Source organism: Streptomyces massasporeus, from assembly GCF_014648995.1.
Classification (GTDB): domain Bacteria; phylum Actinomycetota; class Actinomycetes; order Streptomycetales; family Streptomycetaceae; genus Streptomyces; species Streptomyces massasporeus.
Genome location: NZ_BMSE01000013.1, coordinates 36,518 through 56,165, shown reverse-complemented (window position 1 = coordinate 56,165; position 19,648 = coordinate 36,518). Strand labels below are relative to the sequence as shown.

The window sequence follows — 19,648 nt, the reverse complement described above, 5'->3', positions numbered from 1 at the left end:
GCGCGTGACGAACGAGGAGAGCGACGGATCGCCGCTGCTGGACGAGCAGCTGTGCTTCGCGCTGTACGCCGCCCAGCGCGCGGTGACGGCGGCGTACCGTCCGCTCCTCGACGAGCTGGGCCTCACCTACCCCCAGTACCTGGTCCTGCTGGTCCTCTGGGAGCGCGGCGAGACCACGGTCAAGGAGCTGGCCGCGGCCCTGCGTCTCGACTACGGCACGGTCTCGCCGCTGCTGAAGCGGCTGGAGGCGGCCGGTCTGGTCCGGCGTGAGCGGTCGGCGCGGGACGAGCGGTCGGTGCTCGTGGCCGTGACGGGGCGCGGGGAGGACCTCCGGGAGCGCGCGGGGCGGGTGCCCGGCGCGCTGCTCACGGCGACCGGCTTCGACGGGACCGAGGCCGGGCGGCTGCGGGCGGAGCTGTGGCGGCTGGCCGAGCGGGCGGAGTCGGCGGCGGACCGGGCCCGCTGAGGGTTACCCCCGGTTGCCCACCCCCTGGTCACCACCCATGAGTTACTGGCCAGTACCTTGTGCACGATGTGTTTGTGCACACCTGGTTCCCGGGGGAGGACAGCATGACTGACGGCCCCGCCGTCGACAGCCGCCCGACGAAGATCATGTACGTGGCGGAGGCCACCGCCCACGGCGGTCGCGAGGGTTACGTCACCAGCCAGGACGGTCAGCTCGACCTCAAGGTCGCGATGCCCCCGCAGCTCGGCGGCGACGGCGACGGCACCAACCCGGAACAGCTCTTCGCCGCCGGCTACAGCGCCTGCTTCCACAACGCCCTGATCCTCGTGGGCAACCGCGAGGGCTACGACCTGGCCGGCTCCACGGTCGCCGCGAAGGTCGGCATCGGCCCCAACCGGCAGCGCGGCTACGGACTCGCGGTCGCCCTCACCGTCTCCCTGCCGGTCGTCGACCCCGACCTCGCGACCAGGCTGGTGGACGCGGCCCACGAGATCTGCCCGTACTCGAACGCGACCCGCGGGAACATCGACGTGACCATCCTGCTTGGCTAGGGGGGAGCACCACGAGCACAGCGGCTATACGAGGAGTACGGACGTGGACGTGAACGGCGCGGTCGCCGAGGGCTTCGAGCCGGTCAGGGAAGCGTTCGTACGGAACTTCGAGACGCTCGGGGACCGGGGCGCGGCGGTCGCCGTCTACCGGGACGGGCAGAAGGTCGTCGACCTGTGGGGCGGCACCAGGGACGTCGACGGCACGGCTCCCTGGGAGCGCGGCACCGCCCAGGTCGTGCGCTCGGCGACGAAGGGTGTCGCGGCGGCCGTACTCCTGCTGCTGCACCAGCGCGGGCAGGTGGACCTGGACGCGCCGGTGGGGCACTACTGGCCGGAGTTCAAGGCGCAGGGCAAGGAGCGGGTGCTGGTCCGGCACGTGCTGAACCACCGGGCCGGGCTGCCGGTCCTCGACCGGCCCCTCACCCCGCAGGAGGCCCTCGACCCGCTGCGGGGACCGGCGGCGGTCGCGGCGCAGGCCCCGGCCTGGGAGCCCGGCACCGACCACGGCTACCACGCGCTCACCTACGGCTGGCTGCTCGACGAACTGGTGCGGCGCGTCACCGGACAGAGCACCGGGGAGTGGCTCGCGTCGCAGGTCACCGGCCCGCTGGGGCTGGACCTGTGGCTCGGTCTGCCGGAGTCGGAGGCCGGCCGGGTCGGGCGCGTGGGCCGCGTCGAAGGGGCCGAGCCGACCGGGGGTCTGCGGGCCCGCCCGAAGCGCTCGGTCACCGAGGCCTACGAGGACCCGGCCTCCCTGACGCGCCGGGCTTTCGCCGCGATCTCCCCGTTCCCGGACCAGAACGACCCCGCCTACCGCGCGTCCGCCCTCCCGGCGACCAACGCCATCGCGACGGCGGACGGACTGGCCCGCTTCTACGCGACCCTGATCGGCGACACGGCCGGCGCGACGCGCCTCTTCACGCCGGAGACGGTGGAACTGGCCCGGGCCGAGGAGTCGGCGGGCCCCGACCGGATCCTGGTGGTCGGCACCCGCTTCGGCCTCGGCTACATGCTGCACGGCAGCGCCTCACCGTTCCTCACCCCGGGCTCCTTCGGCCACCCGGGCCGCGGCGGCGCCCTCGGCTTCGCCGACCCGGAGACGGGGATCGCCTTCGGCTACGTCACCAACGGCTTCCGCAAGACGGTGACGGCGGACCCGCGGGCGCAGGGGCTGGTGCGGGCGGTGCGGGGAGTGCTGGGGCTGTAGAGGGTCGCTGTGACTCCGCCCCTGTGGGCCGCTAGACGTGGATGGGGTGGGAGGTCCGGCCGGACGCCTGGTCGATCTCCTCGTGGGCCTTGGTCAGCAACGCCATGGCGAGTTCGTTGAGTGCCCGGGCCCCGGCGATCTCCTCCCCGACCCGCGGCTGATTCGCGTCGGTCTGATGCCGGCTGGCGTGCCCGTGCGCCCGTACCTCGCTGCCGTCGGGGAGGCGGACCATCGCGGCCGCCTTCGTGTGCTGGTCGTCCTCCGTGAACTCCATCTCGACGTGCCACCCCACGGTGGTGTGCATCATGACGATCACCTCCGGAACGCTTAGTTCCAGGGTGCTCCTCGCACGGGCCGGACGCACCCGCCTGACGGCGAGCTATCCGGTGTGCAGCATCAGCCCGATCCCGACGACCAGCAGCCCGGCCGCCGCGATCCTCGGCGCCCCGAACCGTTCCTTGAAGAACACGGCCCCGATCGCCGCGCCGACGATGATCGACGACTCGCGCAGGGCCGCGATGGGGGCGAGTTCGGCCTTGGTCTGCGCCCACAGGACGAGGGCGTAGGCGGCGACGGACAGCACGGCGCCGATCAGTCCGACCCCGGCGAACGGCCGCAGCAGGGCGACGGTCCTCCCGCGCCAGTGCCACGCGGCGTACGCCGGGATGACGACCCCCTGGACCGCCATCAGCCAGGCGATGTAGCCGAGGGAGGACCCGGAGGCCCGCACGCCGAGCCCGTCGACGACGGTGTACACCGCTATGGTCAGCCCGGTCGCCAGGGCCGCGCCGATCGCCGCCCAGTCGGGCCGCCGCCCGCGCAGTCCCCACAGGGCGACGCCGGTCAGCCCCGCGCACGACAGGGCGATCCCGGCTGCGGCCCACCCGTCGGGCACCTCGTGCGCGAAGAGGGCGGCCAGCACGGTCACGACGAGGGGCGCGGTGCCCCGGGCGATGGGATAGGCCTGCCCGAAGTCGCCCAGCCGGAAGGACTTCATCAGCAGGGCGTAGTAGGCGACGTGGACGGCTGCGGAGGCGAGCAGATACGGCCATGCCGCGGCCGCCGGAAACGGCACGAAGGGCGCGAGGGCCAGCCCGATCAGGACGCCGCCGCCCGAGATCAGCGCGAACCCGGCCAGCTTGTCGGTGATCTTGTGGGCGATGGCGTTCCAGCTGGCGTGGGTGACGGCGGCGAGCAGGACGGCGGCGGTGACCAGAGGGGTCACGAGGTGCGCTCGCGCACGTCCACCAGGGTGCCGTCGGCGTGGGCGACGAGGTCCCCGGGGGCGATGGGGAACACGGCGTACGGCGTCCCGGCCGCGGCCCAGACGACGTCGTGCTCCAGCAGGGAGCGGTCGGCGAGCACGCGGGTCCTGGTCTTGTGCCCGAAGGGGGGCACGCCGCCGATGGCGTACCCGGTGGTCTCCCGGACGACGTCCACCTTGGCCCGGGTGACCTTGTCGGCGCCCAGCTCCTTGCGGACGAGCTCCAGGTCGACCCGGGAGGCCCCGTCCATGAGCACGAGCACCGGAACGCCGTCCGCCGCGAAGATCAGCGACTTGCAGATCTGGCTCAGCTCGCAGCCGACGGCGGCAGCGGCCTCGGTGGCGGTACGGGTGGCGTCGGGAAAGCGGCGGACCTGCGGTACGAGGTGTCCGAGCCCGAGCCCCCGCAGGGCCTCGGCGAATCGGGGGTGGGCTCCGGAGCCCTCGGCGTCAGTGGCGGCTGTCGTCGTCATGAAGGCACCGTAACGGTGCGTGTATCAGCCAGGCGAGTGGGTTCCGGCCGGGCCGGGCGACGGGAAGGCCGGTGAGGGTCCCCGTCCCCACGGAGCCCTCACCGGCCGGTTCTCGCAGCGGCCCGTCAGGCGCGGACCAGCTCCCTGTCCTCGTCGCCGCGGTCGGTGCGGGTGCGCAGGCCCTCGCCCTCCACGTCGACGTTGGGCAGCGCGCGGTCGAGCCACTTCGGGAGCCACCACGCCTTGCGGCCGAGGAGGGCCAGGACGGCCGGGACGATGGCCATCCGGACGATGAACGCGTCGAAGAAGACCGCGATCGCGAGGCCGAAGCCGATCATCTTGACCATCGACTCGGACGAGCCGATGAAGCCGGCGAAGACGGCCATCATGATGACCGCGGCGGCCGTGACGACCCGCGCGCCGTGCCGGAACCCGGTGACCACGGCCTGCGCGGGCTTCTCACCGTGGACGTAGGCCTCCCGCATCCGGGTCACGAGGAACACCTCGTAGTCCATCGCCAGGCCGAAGACCACGCCGACCATGAAGATCGGCATCATCGACATGACCGGCCCGGTCTGCTCCACGCCCATCAGGCCGGACAGCCAGCCCCACTGGAAGACCGCGACGACCGCGCCGAGGGCCGCCATCACCGACAGCAGGAAGCCGAGGGCCGCCTTCAGCGGGACCAGGATCGAGCGGAAGACCACGATCAGCAGCAGGAAGGCCAGGCCGACGACCAGCACCAGATACGGCACGAGCGCGTCGTTGAGCTTCTCGCTGACGTCGATGTTCATCGCCGTGCTGCCGGTGACCAGGACGCCCGCGTCCGTGTCGGCCTTGATGTCCGCGCCCGCCTCCCGGATGCCGTGCACCAGGTTCTCCGTCGTGACGGAGGACGGCTTGGAGCCGGGGACGACGGTGATGGTGGCGGTGTCGCCGGCCTTGTTGGGCTGCGCCGGTGTGACGGTGACGACGTCCTTCAGGCCCTTGATCTCGTCGCCGGTCTCGGTGAAGACCGCCTTCGGGTCGTCGCTGTTCTTCGCGTCGACGACGACCATCAGCGGGCCGTTGAAGCCCGGCCCGAAGCCCTCGGACAGCAGGTCGTAGGCGCGGCGCTGGGTGGTGGAGGTGGGCTGGGAGCCGTCGTCGGGCAGGCCCAGTTCGAGGGAGGTCGCCGGGACGGCCGCAGCGCCGAGGCCGATGACGCCGAGCAGCAGGACCGCGAGCGGGCGGCGGACGACGAAACTCGCCCAGCGGGTGCCCAGGTTCGGCTTGGCCGGCCTGTCCTGCTCCTTCTTCGCCCGGCCGAGGAGCTTGCCCTTCTCCCCCATCGGCTTCACCTTGCGGCCCGCGTATCCGAGCAGGGCCGGGATCATCGTCAGGGCGATCAGCACCGCGATGGCCACCGTGCCCGCCGCCGCGATGCCCATCTTCGTCAGCATCGGGATGTTGACGACGGACAGGCCCACCAGGGCGATCACCACGGTCAGACCCGCGAAGACCACCGCGGAGCCCGCCGTGCCGACGGCCCGGCCCGCCGCTTCCTCGCGCTCGCGGCCCTCGGCCAGTTCGGCGCGGTAGCGGGAGACGATGAACAGCGCGTAGTCGATGCCGACGGCCAGGCCGATCATCATCGCGAGGGTGGAGGTGGTCGTGCCCAGGTCCAGCGCACTGGCCAGGCCCGTGATCGCGGAGACGCCGATGCCCACGCCGATGAGCGCCGTCAGCAGCGGCAGACCGGCCGCGACCAGCGAGCCGAAGGTGATGACCAGGACGACCGCGGCGACCGCGATGCCGATGACCTCGCTGGAGCCGGTGTGCGGCACGGCCTGGAGGGCGTCGCCGCCGATCTCGACGGTCAGCCCGGCCTTCCGCGCGTCCTGCGCGCTGTCCTTGAGGGCGTCCTTCGCGGTGTCGTCCAGCTCCATGCCGGAGACCTTGTACGACACCTGCGCGTACGCGATCGTGCCGTCCTTGCTGACGGCCTTCGCCTGGTACGGGTCGGTGACGCGGACGACCTCGGAGCCGTCGGACAGCTCCTTCACCGTGTCCTTCACCGTCGCCTTGTTGCCGGGGTCGGTCATCTTCTCGCCGCTCGGCGCCTTGAAGACGACACGTGCGGTGGCCCCGTCGGCGCTGGTGCCCGGGAAGCGCTGCTCCAGCAGGTCGAAGGCCTTCTGGGCCTCGGTGCCGGGGATGGAGAACGAGCTGTTGCCCGCGGCGGGGGCGCCGGCGGCGCCGACACCGGCGAGGGTCAGCAGGGCCACCCATATCAGGGCGACGAAGTGCCGCCGCCGGAACGAGAGCCGGCCGAGTTTGTAGAGGAATGTGGCCACGAGGGCCCTCCCGGTCAGTCGTGGGGTGTTCAGGGCAGGGGTGATCAGCCCGACGACGTGAGCGGATACGTCAGGTAGGGGCTAGCTGAGGGGACTAGTCGGTGGTGGGTACGCCGAGGGCGGGGAGGACCACGGCGTCGATGTACGAGGTGAGGAAGGCCGCCGTCGGCGGCCGGTCGTCGAGAACCGCGCAGGTGACGAACGCGCCGAGCATCATGTGCACCACGAACTCGAGCGCGGGGCAGTCCGCACGGACCTCGCCCCGGTCGACGGCGCGCTGGAGCACGCGGCGCGAGTCCGCGATCTCCGGCTCGATGATCTGGCTCCGGAACTCGCTGTGGAGATCCGGATTCGCGTGCATCGCCGTGGCCAGGCCGCGCATCAGCGCGCCGTTCTGCTCCATCTCGGCGTCGTCCGCACGCGCCATGAGGGCGTGGAAGTCGCCGCGCAGCGAGCCGGTGTCGATCTCGTCGAAGTTCTTGACCGGCTTGTTGTGGCGCAGTGCCTTGACGACCAGCTGGGCCTTGCCGCCCCACTGGCGGTAGAGCGTGGCCTTGCTGGAGCGGGTGCGGGCTGCCACGGCGTCCATGGTGAGGGCGTCGTAGCCGACTTCCCGGAGCAGGTCGAGCACGGCCGCGTAGAGCTCGGCCTCACGCTCGGGGGTGATCCGACTGCGACGCGCGGCGGCGACCTCAGCCATCTCTCTCACCTTCCTGCTCCGAACGACACGGTTTCGTACGTCACGAATGTAGCGCACCTCTCATAGAAACGAAACCGTTTCGTACGTGTGTTGCGTCACGGCCATGGATTTGCCTTGACTTGCCCAGGTCCGTCCCCCGGCAAAGCATGAGGACGTGACCTATCTGCGCCTGCCTCACCTCCATGACGACCTGCTGTGCTTCGTGGCCGAGGACGACCTCTGGCTCGCCCCGCTGGACGCCCCCGGCCGCGCCTGGCGGCTCACCGTCGACCGCACCAAACTGGGCCACCCGCGCTTCTCGCCCGACGGCCGCCACCTCGCGTACACGAGCTGGCGCAGCCTGGTGCCCGAGGTCCACGTCGTCCCGGTGGACGGCGGCCCGGGCCGTCAGGTGAGCCACTGGGGCAGCGCCGACACCCGGGTCTGCGGCTGGACCCCGGACGGCGAGATCCTGGCCGTGGCCTCGCACGGCGAGCCGTTCTCCTACTTCACCTGGGCCTACAAGGTCGCCCCGGCCGGCGACCCGGGCCGCAAACTGCCCTGGGGGCCGGTCTCCGACATCCAGGTCGCCGACGTGGACGGGGAGCGCAGATCCCTCCTCCTCACCGGCACCCCGCCGCACGAACCGGCCTCATGGAAGCGCTACCGCGGCGGCGCCACGGGCAGGCTCTGGCTGCACGGCGAACGGCTGCTGGAGGGCCTCGGCGGCCATCTGCACTCCCCCATGTTCGTCGGCGGCCGGATCGCGTTCCTCTCCGACCACGAGGGCGTCGCCAACCTCTACTCCTGCGCCCCCGACGGCTCCGGCCTGCGCCGGCACACCGACCACGACGCCTTCTACGCCCGGCACGCCGCGAGCGACGGCACCCGGGTCGTCTACCAGTGCGCGGGCGACCTGTGGATCGTCGACGACCTGTCCCCGGACTCCGTGCCGCGCCGGCTGGACGTACGGCTGAGCGGGCCGCGGGCGGGGCGGCGCCCCTACCAGGTGGCCGCGTCCCGGCACGTCGACGGGCTCTCGGTCGACGAGACCGGGCGGGCCAGCGCCGTCGTCGTGCGCGGCAGCCTGTACTGGCTGACCCACCGCGACGGCCCGGCCCGCACCCTCACCGACACCCCGGGAGTCCGGGTCCGAATGCCGGAGATGCTCGGCGGGAGCGGGCGGGTGGCGTACGTGACGGACGCCGAGGGCGAGGACGCCGTCGAGATCGCCTCCCTGCCCAGGGCGAGCGGCGCCCGTGCGCCCCGGCGGCTGGCCGCGGGTGAGCTGGGCCGGGTGCGCGAGCTCGTCTCGGACCCCGACGGGGAGCGGCTGGCGGTCGCCTCGCACGACGGCCGGCTCCTCCTCGTCGATGTCACCGAGGACTCCGGCGGCGAGGTCACCGAACTGATCCGGTCGATCAACGGGCCCGTGCGCGACCTCGCCTTCTCCCCGGACGGGGCGTGGCTCACCTGGTCGCACCCGGGCATCGGGCGGAGCCTGCGGCAGATCAAGATGGCCCGGCTCGCCGACCGGGTCGTCGTCGACGTGACCAACGGCCGCTTCGAGGACGAGAACCCGGTCTTCACCCGCGACGGCCGCTACCTCGCCTTCCTGTCCTGGCGCGGCTTCGACCCCGTCTACGACGTGCACACCGGCGACCTGTCCTTCCCGCTGGGCTGCCGCCCGTACCTCGTACCGCTGTCCTCCGCGACGCCCTCCCCGTTCGCGGTGAACCCCGAGGGCCGCCCGGCAGCCGGGGGCCTGGACCCGGTCGAGGACGGCGACAACGGGGACAACGGGGCCGTGACCGTCGAGGTCGAGGGGCTGGAGAGCCGCGTCACGCCGTTCCCGGTGGCCGCCTCCAAGTACTCGGCCCTGCACCCGGTCGCCGGCGGCGGGCTGGTGTGGCTGCGCTGGCCGATCTCGGGCGCCCTCGGCGAGACCTTCGCCAACCCGGACGACACCAGCGGCCGCCCCACCCTGGAGCACTTCGGCATCACCAAGGCCAGGAAGTCCGAACTCGCCCAGCACCTCGACTGGTTCGCGGTCAGCGGCGACGGCAGCCGGCTGGTCATCGTCGACGAGGGCGAACTGCGCGCGGCGCCGGCCAACGAGCCGGGCGACAGCGACTCCACCGTGTGGATCGACGCGCGCCGCATCCTGCACACCGTCGACCCGGCGGCGGAGTGGCGCCAGTCGTACGAGGAGGCCGGGCGGCTGATCCGGGCCTACTTCTGGGAGCCAGGCATGTGCGGCATCGACTGGGACGGCGTGCTCGCCCAGTACCGCCCGCTGGTCGAACGGGTCGCCTCCCCCGACGAGTTCGCCGACCTGCTCCGCGAGGTCCTCGGCGAGCTGGGCACGTCCCACGCGTACGTCACGGCCGCCCGGCGCAACGAGGGCCCGCCGCACTACCAGCGCCGGCAGGGCCTGCTGGGCGCCAACTTCGTACGCAGGGACGGCGGCTGGGCGGTCAAGCGGATCCTGCTCGGCGACTCCTCCGACTCCAAGGCCCGCTCCCCGCTGGCCGGTACGGGCATCCGGGAGGGGGCGGCCCTCACCCATGTCGACGGCCGCCCGGTGGACCCGGACGCGGGCCCGTATCCGCTGCTGGCCGGCGCGGGCGGTACGACGGTGGAGCTGACCTTCGACCCGGCGGAAGGCTCGGCGCAGAACTCGGCAGAGGGCCTGGTGGAGGGCTCGGCGGCGAGCTCGGCCGAGGGTTCCGCAGAGGGTCCGGTGGAGGGCGGGGGCCCGCCCCGGCGGATCGCCGTCGTCCCGCTCGTCGACGAGCGGCCACTGCGCTACCAGGACTGGGTGGCCAAACGCCGTGCCGTGGTGCGCGAGTTGAGCGGCGGGCGCTGCGGCTACCTGCACATCCCGGACATGGGCGGTTCGGGCTGGGCTCAGTTCAACCGCGACCTGCGCATGGAGGTGTCCCGGCCGGCACTGATCGTGGACGTGCGCGGCAACGCGGGCGGCCACATCAGCGAGCTGGTCATCGAGACGCTGAGCCGGACGATCCTGGGCTGGGACCTGACCCGCGACGCCCAGCCGGTGTCCTACACCTCGAACGCGCCGCGCGGCCCGGTGGTGGCCCTGGCGGACGAGGCGACCTCCTCCGACGGCGACATGATCACCGCCGCGTTCAAGCTGCTGAAGCTCGGCCCGGTCGTGGGACAGCGCACCTGGGGCGGCGTGGTCGGCATGACCGGCCGCCACGAACTGGGCGACGGCACGGTGATCACGGTGCCGATGAACGCGGCCTGGTTCGACGCGTACGGCTGGTCGGTGGAGAACAAGGGCGTCGCCCCCGACATCGACGTCCTGCGCACCCCGCTGGACTGGGCCGAGGGGCGGCACGCCCAGCTGACCGACGCGGTGGAGCTGGCGCTCGGGCTGCTGGAGACCAACCCGCCCGCTACACCGCCGACCTACAGCGACGTACCGGACCGCTCCCGCCCGAAGCTGCCGCCCAGGACGTGAACGCCCGGCCGGCGCAAGGGGAAAGGGGCACCCCGCTCAGGGGAGCCCCTTTCCTCAGACACGCAACGTCAGGCGTCGTAGTCCTGGTCGAAGCGGTCCTCCTGGTCACGCTCACGCTCACGGTCGCGCTGCGGCTCGGAGCGCTCACGGTCGCGCTGCGGCTGCGAGGGGTCCATGTCCTCGTCGCGCCGACGACCGCGGCCCTGCACCTGCTCGCGAGCCTGGTCCGCCTTCTGGCGAGCCTGGTTCTGCCACTGCTCGGACTTCTCCTGGAACTGGTCCTTCATACCCATGTGGGTTCACTCCCGTTGGGGGTGAGGGGATCTGGCTCGATCAGATTCACACGGGCCGTGACGCTGCGCATGTCGATCACTTACGCAGCGTAGTCCGCTGCTGCTCGTCGGCCGCTCCACCGGCCCCGACCAGGCCCGTGCGCATGCCCGTCAGCCGGTCCGCGAACCGCCGCATCTCGCGCTGGCCGACCGTCCCGATGACCCCGGGCAGGTAGCCGCGCACCCCCTGCATGCCGCGCAGCCACCACTGCCCGTACACATGGCTCGACCGGCGCTCGATCCCCTCCACCAGCCGGTCCACGGCCGGCCCCAGCGGATACGTCTTGTTGGACGGCCAGGGCAGTCGCTGCCTCAACTCCCGCATGACATCGTCCTGATCGGCCCCGCGCACCATGTCGGTGTCGGTCCACGACAGGTACCCGACGCCCACCTTCACGCCCCGGTGCCCGACCTCGGCCCGAAGGCTGTGCGCGTACGCCTCCACGCCCGACTTGGACGCGCAGTACGCGGTCATCATCGGCGCCGGGGTGATCGCGGCGAGGGAGGCGATCTGCAGCAGATAGCCCCGGCTCTCCGTCAGCAGCGGCAGGAAGGCGCGGCCGGTCACCGCCGAGCCGATCAGGTTGACCTCGATCACCCGCCGCCAGGACTCCGGGTCGGAGTCGGCGAACGGACCGCCGGTGGCGACACCGGCGTTGGCGACGACGATGTCGACCCGGCCGAAGCGCTCCTTGACCTCGCCCGCGACGCGGACCATCGCCTCGTGGTCGGTGACGTCGGCGTGCCAGTGGTCGCTCTCGCTGTGCAGCCGCGCGGAGACCTGCTTGAGCGCGTCCGGCTCCAGCCCGACCAGCGCCACCTTCACGCCCCGCGCGGAGAGCTTGCGGGCCAGCAACTCCCCGACGCCACGCGCCGCCCCGGTCACCACGGCGACCTTGCCTTCGAGGCTCACCCTGCTCATGCGCTCTCCTCGGATACGACCTGGATGTGTGCGTGGACGAGGTCCCGGATGGTGCCGGTGACCAGTTCGGGCGTCTCGATGGGCGTCATGTGGCCGATGCCCGGCAGTTCGACGATCCCGGTGCACCGCGGCAGCGCCGCGGCCAGGGCCCGGGACTGCGCCGGCGGGGTCAGCCGGTCCGCCGTGCCGACGATCACGGCCGTGGGCACGTCCAGTTCCCGCACGCCGTGGTCGAGGTCGAGCAGATCCAGCACCTGTGACCAGGAGTGGCGGACCTTGCGGGGGCAGGCGTGCACGATCCGGGCGCAGGCCTCGATCATGTGCGGGGCCGAACCGGGGCCCATCGTGCCGTACTTGAGGATCCGGCGGGCCAGCGGCGTGACCGGCCCGAGCGGGGCGCGGGAGCCGAGGATCCGCCGGGTCAGCCAGGTCCGTACCCGTCCGGCCCGCATGGGCACGACGGTGGAGGCGGCGACCAGCTGCGAACTGCCCGTGCTGCACAGCAGGACGGCGGCCGCGTGCGCCCGGAAGGCGGCTCTGCCGGAGGCCGCCATCACGGTCATCCCGCCCATGGAGTGCCCGGCGATCACGGCCTGTTCGCCGGGCGCGAGGGTGGCTTCGAGGACGGCTTCCAGATCGTCGGCGAGCGCGTCGGAGCTGCACGTGGCGCTCGCGGGGCTGCGCCCGTGGCCGCGCTGGTCGTAGGCGATGACCCGGTGGTCGGCCGCCAGATCGCGGATCTGCGCCGCCCAGAAGGCGGTGGAGCAGGTCCAGCCGTGGGCGAGGACGACGGCGGGCGCGCCCTCGGACCCGTGCACCTCCACGTGCAGCCGGGCGCCGTCGGCGGACACGGCGGTCAGTTCACGCGCCGGGGAGGGCGGGGCGTAGGGCCCGGAGTCGACGTGCGTCAGGCGGCTCACGCGTCCACCCCCGCCTTCTCCGCGGCGGTGGCCTTCTTCGCCGCGGGAGCCCGCAGGACGTCGTACTCCGCGAGGTCCACCCGCCGCGTCGCCCGCCGGAACTCGGCGGTCGTACCGGGCCAGATGGTGGTGTTGCGGCCGCTCGCGTCGAGGTACCAGCTGGTGCAGCCACCGGTGTTCCACACGGTGCGCTTCATGCGCTCCTGCACCCGGTGGTTCCAGGCGCGCACGGCGTCCGGGCGGGCGTCGAGGGCGACCCGGCCGCCGAGGACGTCGAGCTGACGGACGTAGTCGGCGAGGTAGTTCAGCTGGGACTCGATCATGAGGATCATCGAGGAGTTCCCGAGGCCGGTGTTGGGCCCGATGACCGTCATCCAGTTGGGGAAGCCGGCCGCCGAGGCGCCGCGCAGGGCCTCCATGCCGCCCTTCCAGGTCTCGGCGAGGGTCCGCCCGTCGGCGCCCACCACCCGGTCGGCGATGGGCATGTCGGTGACGTGGAACCCGGTGCCGAAGACGATCGCGTCCACCTCGGCCTCGCTGCCGTCGGCGGCGACCAGGGTCGAGCCGCGCACCTCGGCGAGGCCGCTGGCGACGACGTCCACGTTGGGCTGTGCGATCGCCGGGTAGTACGCGCTGGACAGCAGGATCCGCTTGCAGCCGATGCGGTAGTCCGGGGTGAGCTTCGCCCGCAGGGCCGGATCCTTGATGGAGCGGGCCATGTTGCGCCGGGCCAGCTGCTCGACGAAACCGAGCTCGTTCGGGCGCTTGGTGAACGCCTGGACCTGCACCTCCCGGATGCCCCACAGCAGTCCGCGCCGGACCTGCGAGGTGAAGGGCAGCTGCCGGTGGACCCACCGCTCGGCGCCGCTGATGGCCCGGTCGATGCGCGGCATCACCCACGGCGCGGTGCGCTGGAAGAGGGTGAGCCGGGAGACGTCGGGCTGGATGGACGGCACGATCTGGATGGCCGAGGCGCCGGTACCCACCATGGCGACGCGCTTGCCGCGCAGGTCGGCGTCGTGGTCCCAGCGGGCGGAGTGGAACACCTTGCCCGGGAAGGACTCCAGGCCGGGGATGTCCGGCACCTTCGGATCGGACAGCGGCCCGGTGGCCGACACGACGAAGTCCGCCGAAAGACTCCCGCTGCTGGTCTCGATGTCCCAGCACAGCCGCTCGCCGTCCCAGGCCATCCGCTTCACCTCCGAGTCGAAGCGGATGTGCGGCCGCAGCCGGAACACGTCCGTCACGTGCTCCAGATAGGCGCGGATGTGCTCCTGCCCCGAGAAGGTGCGCGGCCAGTCGGGGTTGGGCGCGAAGGAGAACGAGTACAGATGGGACGGCACGTCACAGGCACACCCCGGGTAGCTGTTGTCCCGCCAGGTGCCGCCGACACTGCTCGCCCGCTCCAGGACGACGAAGTCGGTGACACCCTCACGGCGCAGCCGCACGGCGGCCCCCAGCCCGCCGAACCCGGACCCGATCACCGCGACCCGCACATGTTCGTGTTCGCGCTCGCCCATGCCGACACCTCCACACACCACGAGAACCGTGCCAGTGAACACTGGCGCAATGGGAGCGTAGGGCAGCGGCGTACCGATGGGTAGGGGGCGGGGCCAGGAAAGTTACCCCTGGTACGCCTTAAGGTGCCCAGGTGGCCGAGAAGCGTGAATACCGCATGGAAGAGCTGGCCCGCCTCGCCGGGATCACGGTGCGCACCCTGCGCTTCTACCGCGAACGCAAACTGATCCCGCCACCCCGCCGCGAGGGCCGCATCGCCTGGTACGACGACCACCACCTGGCCCGCCTGCGCACGATCACGGCCCTGCTGGAACGCGGCCACACCCTCAGCGGCATCGCGGAACTGGCGGAGGCCTTCGACCACGGCCGCGACGTCGGCGACCTGCTCGGCGTCGGCGGCCCCACCGAGGAGGAGCCGGTCCACCTCACCCCCGAGGAACTGGCCGACCACTTCGCGGGTGAGGCCACCCCGGAGAACCTCGCCGCCGCGATGGACCTCGGCTACCTCGGCACCGACGGCCAGGAGATCGTCCACGTCAGCCGCCGCCTCCTCGACGTCTCCTCGGCCCTGGTCCACGAAGGCATCCCCCTCGCCGCGGTCCTCGCCGCGGCCAAACAGGTCCGCACCCACGCCGACGCCCTGGCCGAACTCTTCACCGACCTGGTCCTCGACCACGCCGGCCCCGAGGACCTCTCCCGCCTGCGCCCCCTGGCCCGCAGCGTGGTGGAGGCGGAACTGTCGCTGGCGTTGGACCGGAGGATGCGCAGGCCCTAGCGGGCGGCGGTCCTAGCGGTCGTAGACGACGGTCACGGGCGCATGGTCGGACCACCGCTCGGCATGCGTGGCGGCCCGCTCCACGAACCCCTTCACCGCGCGCTCGGCGAGCCCCGGCGTGGCGCCGTGGTAGTCGATCCTCCACCCTGTGTCGTTATCGAAGGCGCGCCCCCGATACGACCACCAGGAGTAGGGCCCCTCGGTGTCCGGGTGGAGCGCCCGGACGACGTCGACGTATCCGCCGTCGGCCGGGTCGAAGACCCGGGTCAGCCACTCCCGCTCCTCCGGCAGGAACCCGGAGCTCTTCTGGTTCCCGCGCCAGTTCTTCAGGTCGGCCTGCTGGTGGGCGATGTTCCAGTCGCCGCAGACGAGGACCTCGCGCCCTTCGGCGGCGGCACGCTCCCGCAGCCCCTTGAGGTGGGCGAGGAACTCGCCCATGAAGCGTTCCTTCTCGTCCTGCCGCTCGGTGCCGACCTCGCCGGAGGGCAGGTAGAGGGAAGCGACGGTGACCCCCGGCAGATCCGCCTCCACATACCGCCCGCTGCCGTCGAACTCGGCGGACCCGAAGCCGATCCGCACCCGGTCGGGCTCGCGGCGGCTGTACAGGGACACCCCGGCCCGCCCCTTGGCGGCGGCCGGCGCGTGCACCACGTGCCATCCCTCGGGCGCACGGACGTGCTCCGGCAGCTGCTCCGGCTCGGCCCGCACCTCCTGGAGGCACAGCACATCGGCTTCCGTCTCCGCGAGCCACTCCACGAAGCCCTTCTTCGCGGCGGCACGGAGCCCGTTCACATTCACAGAGGTCACAGTGAGCACCCCGGCACGATACCGGCACACTGGACGAGGTCCAGTTCCGGATCGAATACGGTAGCGGCCATGCACATACGCCGGGTCTCCTTCGACCACCCCGACGCCTCGAAGCTGAACGACCAGGTCCAGGCCGAGTACGCCGTCCGCTACGGCGACGACGGCGACGCCACGCCCATGGCCGCCGCCGACTTCGACCCGCCGAACGGCACCTACCTGATCGCGTACGACGAGGACGGCACGCCCGTGGCGTCGGGTGGCTGGCGTGCCCAGGACGCCAACGACGAGGGCAACGCCGACGGCGACGCCGAGCTCAAGCGCATGTATGTGGCCGACGGCATGCGCGGCCGGGGCCTCGCCCGCCGCATCCTGGCCGCCCTGGAGGAGGACGCCCGCACGGCGGGCCGCGTCCGCATGGTCCTGGAGACCGGCACCAAGCAGCCGGAGGCCATCGCCCTGTACACGTCCAGCGGCTACGAGCCGTGCGCCAAGTTCGGCTACTACCGCTTCCACGACGAGAGCCGCTGCTTCGCCAAGGACCTGCGGCCCGCCGGCTGACGGGGGCTCAGCGACCGTCCCGACTGTGGCCCGTGTCACCCGGCGCGGGCCGCCACCGCTGCTCGCTCGCCGATCGGGCCCTGAACATACGTCAGAGCCCGGTCGGTTTCCCGACCGGGCTCTGAGCTGCGTGGACCTGAGGGGATTTGAACCCCTGGCCCCCTCGATGCGAACGAGGTGCGCTACCGGACTGCGCCACAGGCCCTTGCAACGAGTGAAACTTTAGCACCCCGATCGGCCTGCTTGGAAATCCGTTCCCGAGGGGCGGTCACCTGCGGCTTCGTGGGACTACTCGTTGGCGGCCCGGGGGCGCTCCCCGTCCTCGTACTGGTCGAAAAGCGGGGTGCGGCCGCGCTCGCGGGCCCGTCGGGCGGAGGCCGCCCGGCGCGCGTCGGTGCGTCCGTCGCCGTCGTCCGTGTCCGGGGTGGAGGGGTCCGGCTCGCCCGGGTGGTGATCCACGGCGGCGGGCTCGTTCTCCGCGTTCGGGGCGACCGTGCTCGACCGGGCGGAGCTCCAGGTGTCGGGGGCGCCGAGGTCCACATCGCTGGTGGCCCGCGGGGCGACCGGGGCCGTCACGTAGGTCGGCAGGGGCACCGGAACCGGCTCCCAGCTGTCGCCGCCCTGCCCGGGGCGCCGCTGCCGCTCGCGCTGCTGGTCGACCCACTCCGCGTGGTCGGTCTGCTCGACGAGGGCGCGCCGGTCCGCCGCGAGGGCCGACAGGCCGGGGTCGGTCACCGGCTCGGGTCCCTCCTCCGGTTCGTCGTTCTCGTCGGCGGCCAGGGCGCGCCGGCGGGGCTGACGCTGCCGCTCCCGCAGGCGCTGGGCCGCGGCCTCGGCCATGCGGCGGTCCATCTGGTAGGTGAAGCGGCGGCGCTCCTGGGAGCGCAGGTACGCGATGTAGACGCTGAGCATGACCGCGGGCACGCCGGGGGCCCACAGGAACGCGAGCCCACCGACCGCTGCGACGATCGCGCCGACGGTGAAGGCGAGGAACAGCATGGTGGTGGTGCGCCGGCGGCGCGCGAGCACCTTCGAGCGCCGGGCTCGTGCTGCGGCCGCCTCGTTCGCCTGCGCCGAGGCGTTGCGCCGGGCGGCCGGCACCCGTTCCCGGGGGCGGCCGGAAGCGGCCGCGTTCGGCGCGGGCGACTGCCGGGCGGGGGGTTCGGGGGCCGCGGGCCGGGCCTGGGGCTCGGGGGTGGGCGACGGGACGGGCACCTGGGTCTGCCGACGGGTCTTGGACACGGCGAAGGCCCGGACGTCCACCGAGTCGGTGACGGCGTCCAGGTCGTCGGCGCCCTGCTCCCCCTCGTCGGTGGAGCGCGCCCGCAGGTCCTTGGCGTACCGGCGCTCCATTCCCGCCCGTCCGGACAGCAGCCGGATGGCGGTGCTGAAGCGTTCCGTCGGACGGGCCTCGTTCAGCTCGTCCTGCCTACGGAGCCACATCGGCACCAAGTAGGCGGCCCAGGCCCCGACAATGACTGCGTAGATGAGGCCGCTGCTGCTCACGCTCACACCGTAGAGGGGTTTGCGTGAGGCCATCTGCCAATTGAGCCGGTGTGTCGCACGATCTGGCTGATATTTCGAACTTTTCTTGTGACCGATGCGATCAGCAGACCACCCAGGCCGGGAATTCATTGCCCTGAGACGGTCACCGGCCGATCAATTTCGAACACTTATTCAATTTCCGGGGTGGTGCCGCATTCCCGGATTACTCTGCGATCGTGCCCGGTGCCAGCGCCTGAGCAGCCCGTCCGGGACCTCTTCCGCCGTGAGGGCGAAGACGAGATGGTCGCGCCAGGCCCCGTCGATGTGGAGATAACGCGGCCGCAGCCCCTCCTCGCGGAATCCGAGTTTTTCCACGACCCGGCGGCTGGGCCCGTTCTCCGGGCGAATGCAGACCTCGATGCGGTGCAGTCCGACGGTGCGGAAACAGTGGTCCGTGACCAGAGCCACCGCCGTCGGCATGACGCCGCGTCCCGCCACCGACTCATCGACCCAGTAACCGACGTGACCCGAGCACATCGAGCCCCAGGTGATGCCGGCGACCGTCAACTGCCCGACCAGCCGCCCCTGGTACTCGATGACGAAGGGCAGCATCCGGCCCGCGTTCGCCTCCGACCTCAGGTGGCGGACCATCTGGCGGAAGGTCGGGCGGTGCGTCATCGGCCCGCCGGGCGTGGGCGGCGGGATCGTCGCCTCCCAGGGGCGCAGCCAGTCGCGGTTGCGCCGGTTGACCTCGCGCCATGCCCGCTGGTCGCGCAGCTTTATCGGCCGAAGGACGATGTCGCCGTCCACCAGCTCCACGGGCCAGGAGGGGCTGTTCAGCTCGCACCCCCGCTGCCGGGTCTGGGGTGGTCGCCGCCCCGGAGCTGTTCCACGGCGTGGATCAGCAGCGGTTCCAGGACGGCGAGGCCGTCCTTCACTCCGCCGCTGGAGCCGGGCAGATTGACGATCAGCGTCTCCCCGGCCACTCCGGCCAAACCCCGGGAGAGCGCCGCGGTCGGCACCTTGTCCCGGCCGAACGCCCGGATGGCCTCGGCGATGCCCGGCACCTCCTGGTCGATCACGCGGCGGGTCGCCTCGGGGGTGCGGTCGGTGGGCGAGATGCCGGTGCCGCCGGTGGTGACGATGACGTCGTAGCCGGCGTCGACACCGGCGCGCAGGGCCGCCTCCACGGGGTCGCCGTCGGGGACGACCTGGGGGCCCTCGACCTCGAAGCCGAAGCCCTTCAGCCCGTGGGAGACCATCGGGCCGCCCTTGTCCTCGTAGATCCCGGCGGCGGCCCGGTTCGAGGCCGTGACGACGAGAGCGCGGTAGGTCATGCCCGGCTCCAGTCGCCCGACTTGCCGCCCGTCTTCTCCTCCACCCGTACGTCCGTGATGACCGCTCCCTTGTCGACCGCCTTGACCATGTCGATCACGGTGAGCGCGGCGACGGAGACCGCGGTGAGGGCCTCCATCTCGACACCCGTACGGTCCGTCGTCTTCACGGTGGCCAGGATCTCCACGGCGTCGTCCGCGACCGACAGGTCCAGTTTCACACCGGACACCGACAACGGGTGACAGAGCGGGATCAGATCGGGGGTTCGTTTGGCGCCCATGATCCCCGCGATCCGCGCGGTCGCGAGGGCGTCGCCCTTGGGGACACCCTCGCCGCGCAGCAGCTCGATCACGCGGGGCGAGACGAGGACACGTCCGCTGGCGCGTGCGGTGCGCGCGGTCACGTCCTTCTCCGACACGTCGACCATACGGGCGGCGCCCGCCTCGTCGATGTGCGTCAGCCGGTCCGGCGTACGGTCGTCCGGCGGGGGTGGGTCCTGCGTGCTCATGCTGTGTGGCGCTCCCGGTCCG

At 72.2% G+C, this 19,648-nt stretch carries 20 protein-coding genes and 1 tRNA gene; 6 read left to right on the top strand and 15 right to left on the bottom strand.

The features are described 5' to 3' along the window. The first annotated feature begins 4 nt into the window (after positions 1-4). From IE153_RS26030 to IE153_RS26020, 3 genes are all read left to right on the top strand, one after another. Positions 5-466, top strand: a complete 462-nt coding sequence (locus IE153_RS26030; RefSeq protein WP_189592242.1) for a MarR family winged helix-turn-helix transcriptional regulator — start codon at positions 5-7, stop codon at positions 464-466. Between the two features lie 104 nt (positions 467-570). Beyond that, on the top strand, positions 571-1,017 hold the full coding sequence (locus tag IE153_RS26025) for an organic hydroperoxide resistance protein (RefSeq protein WP_189592241.1): 447 nt from the start codon (positions 571-573) through the stop codon (positions 1,015-1,017). Between the two features lie 43 nt (positions 1,018-1,060). Then, on the top strand, positions 1,061-2,224 hold the full coding sequence (locus IE153_RS26020) for a serine hydrolase domain-containing protein (protein ID WP_189592240.1): 1,164 nt from the start codon (positions 1,061-1,063) through the stop codon (positions 2,222-2,224). A 31-nt stretch (positions 2,225-2,255) separates the two neighbouring features. Here IE153_RS26020 and IE153_RS26015 read toward each other — a convergent pair whose 3' ends face one another. The 5 genes from IE153_RS26015 to IE153_RS25995 all read right to left on the bottom strand — a co-directional run bounded on the left by IE153_RS26015 (position 2,256) and on the right by IE153_RS25995 (position 6,997). Beyond that, positions 2,256-2,531: a DUF1876 domain-containing protein gene (locus tag IE153_RS26015; RefSeq protein ID WP_189592239.1), complete on the bottom strand. Its 276-nt coding sequence runs from the start codon at positions 2,529-2,531 to the stop codon at positions 2,256-2,258. Between the two features lie 72 nt (positions 2,532-2,603). Then, the gene (locus tag IE153_RS26010; protein WP_189592238.1) at positions 2,604-3,449 is read right to left on the bottom strand and encodes an EamA family transporter; all 846 of its coding nucleotides are present in this window, start codon (positions 3,447-3,449) and stop codon (positions 2,604-2,606) included. Further along, positions 3,446-3,961, bottom strand: coding sequence for a YbaK/EbsC family protein (locus IE153_RS26005; RefSeq protein WP_189592237.1), 516 nt, complete (start codon positions 3,959-3,961; stop codon positions 3,446-3,448). The genes IE153_RS26010 and IE153_RS26005 overlap by 4 nt, the downstream gene beginning before the upstream one ends. 125 nt (positions 3,962-4,086) lie before the next feature. Beyond that, complete coding sequence (locus IE153_RS26000; RefSeq protein ID WP_189592236.1) at positions 4,087-6,297, bottom strand: MMPL family transporter; 2,211 nt, start codon at positions 6,295-6,297, stop codon at positions 4,087-4,089. A 94-nt stretch (positions 6,298-6,391) separates the two neighbouring features. Further along, positions 6,392-6,997: a TetR/AcrR family transcriptional regulator gene (locus IE153_RS25995; RefSeq protein WP_097217125.1), complete on the bottom strand. Its 606-nt coding sequence runs from the start codon at positions 6,995-6,997 to the stop codon at positions 6,392-6,394. A gap of 154 nt (positions 6,998-7,151) precedes the next feature. Here IE153_RS25995 and IE153_RS25990 point away from each other — a divergent pair, with 154 nt between their 5' ends. Then, positions 7,152-10,466, top strand: a complete 3,315-nt coding sequence (locus IE153_RS25990; protein WP_189592235.1) for a S41 family peptidase — start codon at positions 7,152-7,154, stop codon at positions 10,464-10,466. 68 nt (positions 10,467-10,534) lie between these two features. Here the strand turns inward: IE153_RS25990 and IE153_RS25985 are convergent, their stop codons facing one another. From IE153_RS25985 to IE153_RS25970, 4 genes are all read right to left on the bottom strand, one after another. After that, positions 10,535-10,759, bottom strand: coding sequence for a hypothetical protein (locus IE153_RS25985; RefSeq protein ID WP_030844982.1), 225 nt, complete (start codon positions 10,757-10,759; stop codon positions 10,535-10,537). A gap of 76 nt (positions 10,760-10,835) precedes the next feature. After that, positions 10,836-11,720, bottom strand: coding sequence for an SDR family oxidoreductase (locus tag IE153_RS25980; protein WP_189592234.1), 885 nt, complete (start codon positions 11,718-11,720; stop codon positions 10,836-10,838). After that, positions 11,717-12,640, bottom strand: a complete 924-nt coding sequence (locus tag IE153_RS25975) for an alpha/beta fold hydrolase (RefSeq protein WP_189592233.1) — start codon at positions 12,638-12,640, stop codon at positions 11,717-11,719. Before IE153_RS25975 ends, IE153_RS25980 begins: the two co-directional genes overlap by 4 nt. Then, a complete protein-coding gene (locus IE153_RS25970; RefSeq protein WP_189592232.1) occupies positions 12,637-14,160 on the bottom strand; it encodes a flavin-containing monooxygenase in 1,524 nt (507 codons plus the stop codon). Before IE153_RS25970 ends, IE153_RS25975 begins: the two co-directional genes overlap by 4 nt. A 155-nt stretch (positions 14,161-14,315) precedes the next feature. Between IE153_RS25970 and IE153_RS25965 the strand changes: the two genes are divergently transcribed. Continuing rightward, positions 14,316-14,933 carry a MerR family transcriptional regulator gene (locus IE153_RS25965; protein ID WP_189592369.1) on the top strand — a complete coding sequence of 206 codons (618 nt, stop codon included), beginning with the start codon at positions 14,316-14,318 and terminating at the stop codon, positions 14,931-14,933. A 12-nt stretch (positions 14,934-14,945) separates the two neighbouring features. Here IE153_RS25965 and IE153_RS25960 read toward each other — a convergent pair whose 3' ends face one another. After that, positions 14,946-15,749, bottom strand: a complete 804-nt coding sequence (locus tag IE153_RS25960) for an exodeoxyribonuclease III (protein WP_189592231.1) — start codon at positions 15,747-15,749, stop codon at positions 14,946-14,948. A gap of 60 nt (positions 15,750-15,809) precedes the next feature. Here IE153_RS25960 and IE153_RS25955 point away from each other — a divergent pair, with 60 nt between their 5' ends. Further along, positions 15,810-16,298, top strand: coding sequence for a GNAT family N-acetyltransferase (locus tag IE153_RS25955; protein ID WP_189592230.1), 489 nt, complete (start codon positions 15,810-15,812; stop codon positions 16,296-16,298). A 131-nt stretch (positions 16,299-16,429) separates the two neighbouring features. Here the strand turns inward: IE153_RS25955 and IE153_RS25950 are convergent. From IE153_RS25950 to moaC, 5 genes are all read right to left on the bottom strand, one after another. After that, a tRNA-Ala gene (locus IE153_RS25950) sits at positions 16,430-16,503 on the bottom strand. An 83-nt stretch (positions 16,504-16,586) separates the two neighbouring features. Continuing rightward, on the bottom strand, positions 16,587-17,804 hold the full coding sequence (sepX, locus tag IE153_RS25945) for a divisome protein SepX/GlpR (protein WP_189592229.1): 1,218 nt from the start codon (positions 17,802-17,804) through the stop codon (positions 16,587-16,589). A 171-nt stretch (positions 17,805-17,975) separates the two neighbouring features. Continuing rightward, positions 17,976-18,623, bottom strand: a complete 648-nt coding sequence (locus IE153_RS25940; protein WP_031108727.1) for a GNAT family N-acetyltransferase — start codon at positions 18,621-18,623, stop codon at positions 17,976-17,978. Next, positions 18,620-19,120, bottom strand: coding sequence for a MogA/MoaB family molybdenum cofactor biosynthesis protein (locus IE153_RS25935; RefSeq protein WP_189592228.1), 501 nt, complete (start codon positions 19,118-19,120; stop codon positions 18,620-18,622). The genes IE153_RS25940 and IE153_RS25935 overlap by 4 nt, the downstream gene beginning before the upstream one ends. Further along, complete coding sequence (moaC, locus tag IE153_RS25930) at positions 19,117-19,626, bottom strand: cyclic pyranopterin monophosphate synthase MoaC (RefSeq protein ID WP_189592227.1); 510 nt, start codon at positions 19,624-19,626, stop codon at positions 19,117-19,119. The genes IE153_RS25935 and moaC overlap by 4 nt, the downstream gene beginning before the upstream one ends. Positions 19,627-19,648: the final 22 nt, after the last annotated feature.

Excerpts from the sequence above, each read along its gene's own strand:
- IE153_RS26025 (WP_189592241.1), top strand. The coding sequence starts at position 571 with ATGACTGACGGCCCCGCCGTCGACAGCCGCCCGACGAAGATCATGTAC.
- IE153_RS26015 (WP_189592239.1), bottom strand. The coding sequence starts at position 2,531 with ATGATGCACACCACCGTGGGGTGGCACGTCGAGATGGAGTTCACGGAG.
- IE153_RS26005 (WP_189592237.1), bottom strand. The coding sequence starts at position 3,961 with ATGACGACGACAGCCGCCACTGACGCCGAGGGCTCCGGAGCCCACCCC.
- IE153_RS25995 (WP_097217125.1), bottom strand. The coding sequence starts at position 6,997 with ATGGCTGAGGTCGCCGCCGCGCGTCGCAGTCGGATCACCCCCGAGCGT.
- IE153_RS25985 (WP_030844982.1), bottom strand. The coding sequence starts at position 10,759 with ATGGGTATGAAGGACCAGTTCCAGGAGAAGTCCGAGCAGTGGCAGAAC.
- IE153_RS25980 (WP_189592234.1), bottom strand. The coding sequence starts at position 11,720 with ATGAGCAGGGTGAGCCTCGAAGGCAAGGTCGCCGTGGTGACCGGGGCG.
- IE153_RS25970 (WP_189592232.1), bottom strand. The coding sequence starts at position 14,160 with ATGGGCGAGCGCGAACACGAACATGTGCGGGTCGCGGTGATCGGGTCC.
- IE153_RS25965 (WP_189592369.1), top strand. The coding sequence starts at position 14,316 with ATGGAAGAGCTGGCCCGCCTCGCCGGGATCACGGTGCGCACCCTGCGC.
- IE153_RS25955 (WP_189592230.1), top strand. The coding sequence starts at position 15,810 with ATGCACATACGCCGGGTCTCCTTCGACCACCCCGACGCCTCGAAGCTG.
- IE153_RS25935 (WP_189592228.1), bottom strand. The coding sequence starts at position 19,120 with ATGACCTACCGCGCTCTCGTCGTCACGGCCTCGAACCGGGCCGCCGCC.
- moaC (WP_189592227.1), bottom strand. The coding sequence starts at position 19,626 with ATGAGCACGCAGGACCCACCCCCGCCGGACGACCGTACGCCGGACCGG.